4 protein-coding genes and 1 pseudogene are annotated in these 4,120 nt (G+C 63.4%); 4 read left to right on the top strand and 1 reads right to left on the bottom strand.

What is annotated here, in order from left to right:
- From Y708_RS30420 to Y708_RS24335, 4 genes and pseudogenes are all read left to right on the top strand, one after another.
- Positions 1-219 (top strand): annotated as a pseudogene (locus tag Y708_RS30420) (acyl-CoA dehydrogenase); the annotation flags it as partial.
- The gene (locus tag Y708_RS0110825) at positions 213-1,568 is read left to right on the top strand and encodes a PIG-L family deacetylase (protein ID WP_028279954.1); all 1,356 of its coding nucleotides are present in this window, start codon (positions 213-215) and stop codon (positions 1,566-1,568) included. The pseudogene Y708_RS30420 and the gene Y708_RS0110825, both read left to right, overlap by 7 nt.
- Positions 1,565-2,242: a glycosyltransferase family 2 protein gene (locus Y708_RS0110820; RefSeq protein ID WP_028279953.1), complete on the top strand. Its 678-nt coding sequence runs from the start codon at positions 1,565-1,567 to the stop codon at positions 2,240-2,242. Before Y708_RS0110825 ends, Y708_RS0110820 begins: the two co-directional genes overlap by 4 nt.
- 397 nt (positions 2,243-2,639) lie before the next feature.
- Positions 2,640-3,200 (top strand): DoxX family membrane protein, encoded by a 561-nt coding sequence (locus tag Y708_RS24335; protein WP_051478904.1) that lies wholly within the window; start codon positions 2,640-2,642, stop codon positions 3,198-3,200.
- A gap of 253 nt (positions 3,201-3,453) precedes the next feature.
- Here the strand turns inward: Y708_RS24335 and Y708_RS0110810 are convergent.
- A partial coding sequence (locus Y708_RS0110810; RefSeq protein ID WP_028279952.1) for an IS4 family transposase occupies positions 3,454-4,120 on the bottom strand: 667 nt, incomplete at its 5' end.

The raw sequence follows: 4,120 nt of genomic DNA, 5'->3' as shown, positions 1-4,120 counted from the left end.
GCCCTGCTTGCATCCCGCGTTAGGGCCGTGGTCGCAGAGTCGGCTGAGGCTGTGATCGCGGCATGTGGCCATGCCCTGGGGCCCGCGCCACTAGTGCAGGAGGAGGAACATGCCCGCCGCGTCGCTGATCTCCAGGTGTACCTTCGCCAGCACCACGCCGAACGGGATGCAGTTGGACTTGGCAGGGCGCTCGTTGATGGAGAAGGCGCACCATGGTGAGTTTCACCCATCACGACGCCGGCACCCCGGAGAGCGCATGGCGCTCGGACTGGCGGGCCGAGCGTCAACTCGATATCGAAGCTCTTTTCAGCGGAAGGCTTCCGGAGCGGGTGGTCATACTGGCTGCCCATCCGGACGACGAGACTCTCGCCGCCGCCGGATTACTCACCCGGCTCGCGCGACTTGGTGTTGCGGCCGACGTCGTTATCGCCACCAACGGCGAGGCTTCCCATCCCGGTTCGCCCACGCACTCACCGGAGCGGCTGGCCGCGATGCGCCGTGTCGAACTGAGCAATGCCGTCGCCGTACTCGCTCCGCAGGCCACCGTCCATTTCCTCGACCTGGCGGATGGCGCATTGCACGAGGAGGCCGTCGTAGGTCCGCTCCGGGCAGTGCTCGACACCGGCTCTGCCGACCGGACGCTACTCGCTGCGCCGTGGCACCGGGACGGACACCCTGATCATGACGCGGCAGGCCGGGCGGCCCGGCACCTTGCACATGAGCGCGGGCTGCCGCTGCTCGAATATCCCATCTGGCTGTGGCACTGGGCCGAACCCGGCTCCGCAGAGGTTCCCTGGGACGGCCTTCGGGTGCTTCGGCTGGAGTCACGTGACCGGGAATTGAAGCGGTCGGCGCTCCTGCTGCATACCAGTCAGACCGCTCCGCTGTCCCCTGACGCCGGCGACGAGGTGATGCTCAACGAAGCGGTGCTGGAACACTTCAAACGTGAATTCGAGGCATTTGTGGTGACGGAGGGTGTGGGGGTGTTTGAGCGTCTCCATGCCGGCAGCGAGGACCCTTGGGGCTACGTGGATCGGTTCTATGAACGCCGGAAGAGGGCGGTCATCCTTGCGCTGCTGCCGCAGGAGCGTTTCGCCAGTGTGCTGGAGCTCGGATGCTCGGTGGGCGTCCTGTCGGCGGAACTCGCGGAGCGGGCCAACTCGCTGGTGGCACTCGATATGAGCCCGACGGCGGTGGAACACGCCGCCGCTCGGCTCGAGAAATTTCCGAAGGCGCAAGCGCGGGTCGGCACCATCCCGGAACACTGGCCCGAGGGCAGCTTCGATCTCATTGTGCTTTCCGAGACCGGGTATTACCTCAGCCCGGCCGGACTTCGGGAGACGGTGGTCCGCACCGTGCAATCCCTGGCCGGGAACGGGGTGGTGCTTCTCTGCCATTGGCGTCATCCGGTGGACGGCTGGGTGCTTGACGGCGACGCAGTTCACGCAGCGTTCCTCGATACTTCCGGTCTTTCGGTATTGGCCTCGCATACGGAAGAGGACTTCCGGATTGATGTACTGGTCCGTCCACCTGCTGTGTCAGTAGCGCGCCGGACCGGTGTGTTGTGATTCCCGGCGGGGTTGCCGTTGTCATTCCGGCGCGTAACGAGGCAGAGTACCTGGCCGGGTGTCTCACAGCCGTAGGCAATGCACGCGCTGCGCTCCAGAAGACACTGCCACAGATTGCTGTCACCGTCACAGTGGTTCTGGATAGTTGTACCGACGGTTCAGCCCTCGTGGTCGCAGGCTTCCCAGAAGCGCAGGTTGTGACGGTGGATTTTGGGGTGGTGGGCCGTACACGGGACGCAGGGATTCGGGCCGCTCCCGCTTCCCGCGGCCTGTGGATTGCTAATACCGACGCTGACACCGCGGTTCCCGAAAACTGGCTGACCGAACAATGCAGGCTGGCTGCCCTGGGATATGCGCTGGTGCTGGGAACCGTTGTGCCAGGGCCGGGACTTGACGATCAGCGGCGCGGGGAGTGGCAGTCCCGCAATCCGCTGAGGGACAATCATGCTCAAGTTCACGGAGCCAACCTAGGATTTGCCCGCTCCATCTACCTGGAGGCCGGGGGATTTGCCCCGCTTGAGGTGGGGGAGGACGTTGACCTAATTAACAGGATCAAGGAACGCGGGGTGCCTTGGACAGCCGTAGACTCCATGCGGGCAGTCACTTCGGCACGTGAAGAAGGCCGCGCGCCAAGCGGTTTTGCCCACTACCTGCGGAACCTGCTTGGGTCCTAATCCCACTCCTCGTTAGAGGCTGTCAACCACTTTTCTCGTTACCGAATTGTGACTATTCGACGTTTTCTCGGTAGAGTGTGTGATACACCATGGAGAGGGCGGCAATCCAGCTCGTTCTCCTGAGTGTTTATCCTCAATAGCGGATTCCTAAGAAACAGGCATTCTCAGCAGCTTTCGCTCTGCACAGTCCTGGGCTCACTAACTGCCGCCACATGCGGTGCACCGCCGTCGACCGGCTCTCTAGTTCTTCACCTTCGCGATCCCGCGCGTCAACGGGCAAGCGCGCCACAGCATCGAAAGATCTTCGATCCGCTGTGCCGCGGGTCGGCACACCAGGACAGTTTTGACACACAAAGAGAAGTTGCTGTGGTGCCTGCCGCGCAATCGAAAGGCAAATATGTCGGTACTCGAAGCTAAGCATGCCCCGAATAACACTGAAACCAGCCGCCGCAGCCAGCAGCAGGGTCCTGCAAGACGGCCGGGGGCCAAGCCCTTGGCCATTGTCCGGATTCTTCTGGGGTCCGTCTTCCTCTGGGCCTTCGTTGACAAGGTCCTGGGCCTCGGCTTCGCCACATCACCGGACAAAGCATGGCTAGCCGGGGGCTCACCAACGGCAGGCTACCTAGGAAGTCTCGAAGGAGCGCTGGCCGGAACCTTCCAGCCGCTGGCCGGACAGCCCCTGGTCGATTGGGCCTTCATGCTCGGGCTGCTGGGCTTGGGCACGGCTCTTGTACTTGGCATCGGAATGCGAACGGCCGCAATTGGCGGCTGCGCGATGCTCGCCCTGATGTGGCTCTCCTCGCTGCCACTGAAAAACAATCCGGTCATTGATGAGCACATCATCTACTCCGCCGTCCTCATTGCGCTCGCGGCAACCTCCGCCGGCCACACCTGGGGCCTGGGCCGCGCGTGGGACCGCTTCACCAGCGCCACTCCCGCACTGCGATGGGCCCGCTGAGACAGCTGGAACCAAAGCTATTCTTCACATCATGGAAGGGCGGGACCGCAGCAGCGGTGCCCGCCCTCCGTGGTCGTGCTGATGGCGCTCAAACCGCTGGTCTAGGCGCAATGCCGTTTACTTAGGCTTCTTGGGCATGCGTTTGAGTGGCCAGTTGGACATTTTGCGTTTGACGGCCCTGGGGTTGGTTCTGGGTCTTCGTTGGGGCAGGAGTTCGTGGAGGATCTCCGTGGCGAAGAGCACGAATGCGTCTTTAGCTTGGTGAGGGGGAAAAGGCCGGGGGCCCGGCGATGGTCCGCCTGGCTGCCCGGAGGGTGCGTGTGAAGGAGAGCCGTAAAGGGTCTTCCTCGAATTGGTGGGCGACGTCGGCGATCAGGGATCGCAGGGCGTAGTGGGCGCAGAGGTATCCGTAGATTTCCTGCAGGACCCCGTCCGGGGTTTTGGAGCGCAGCACGATGGAGGGTCCACGCTGGTGGGTCTTGAGTTCATCGAAGCAGGATTCGATTTCCCAGCGCCGGGCGTAGAGTCCGGCCAGGTCATCGGCCGGTGCCTGGGCGGGGTCCAGGATGGTGGTGATCAGCCGGAAATCGCTGGTGTTTTCGCCGCTGGTGACGGTGTATTCGATCACCCGGACGGGGATCGCGCCGGTGTTGTTGCGGCGGGCCTTGGTGTCGGGGTAGATGGCCGAGAGGTAGGAGCCATCGGGCAGTTCCTCGGTCACGGGCAGGATGTTGTTCGCGCGCATCCGCCACAAAAGCTGCGCGCCGGTTGCTGAGCTGTCTTTCCACGCCGTGTAGCTGAAGAAGCCGCGGTCAGCCATGAGCAGCATCGCCGGATCCAGGCGGTGGTGCAGTGCCGGATACATGTCGTGCTCGCTGGTGTCATATCCGGCGGTCACGGCGCCGATGATCGCGTGGGTG

The organism is Arthrobacter sp. H5 (assembly GCF_000520595.1).
Classification (GTDB): Bacteria; Actinomycetota; Actinomycetes; order Actinomycetales; family Micrococcaceae; genus Arthrobacter_D.
Note: the sequence above shows the minus strand (reverse complement) of the source record. Positions and strands in the feature narration are given on the sequence as shown.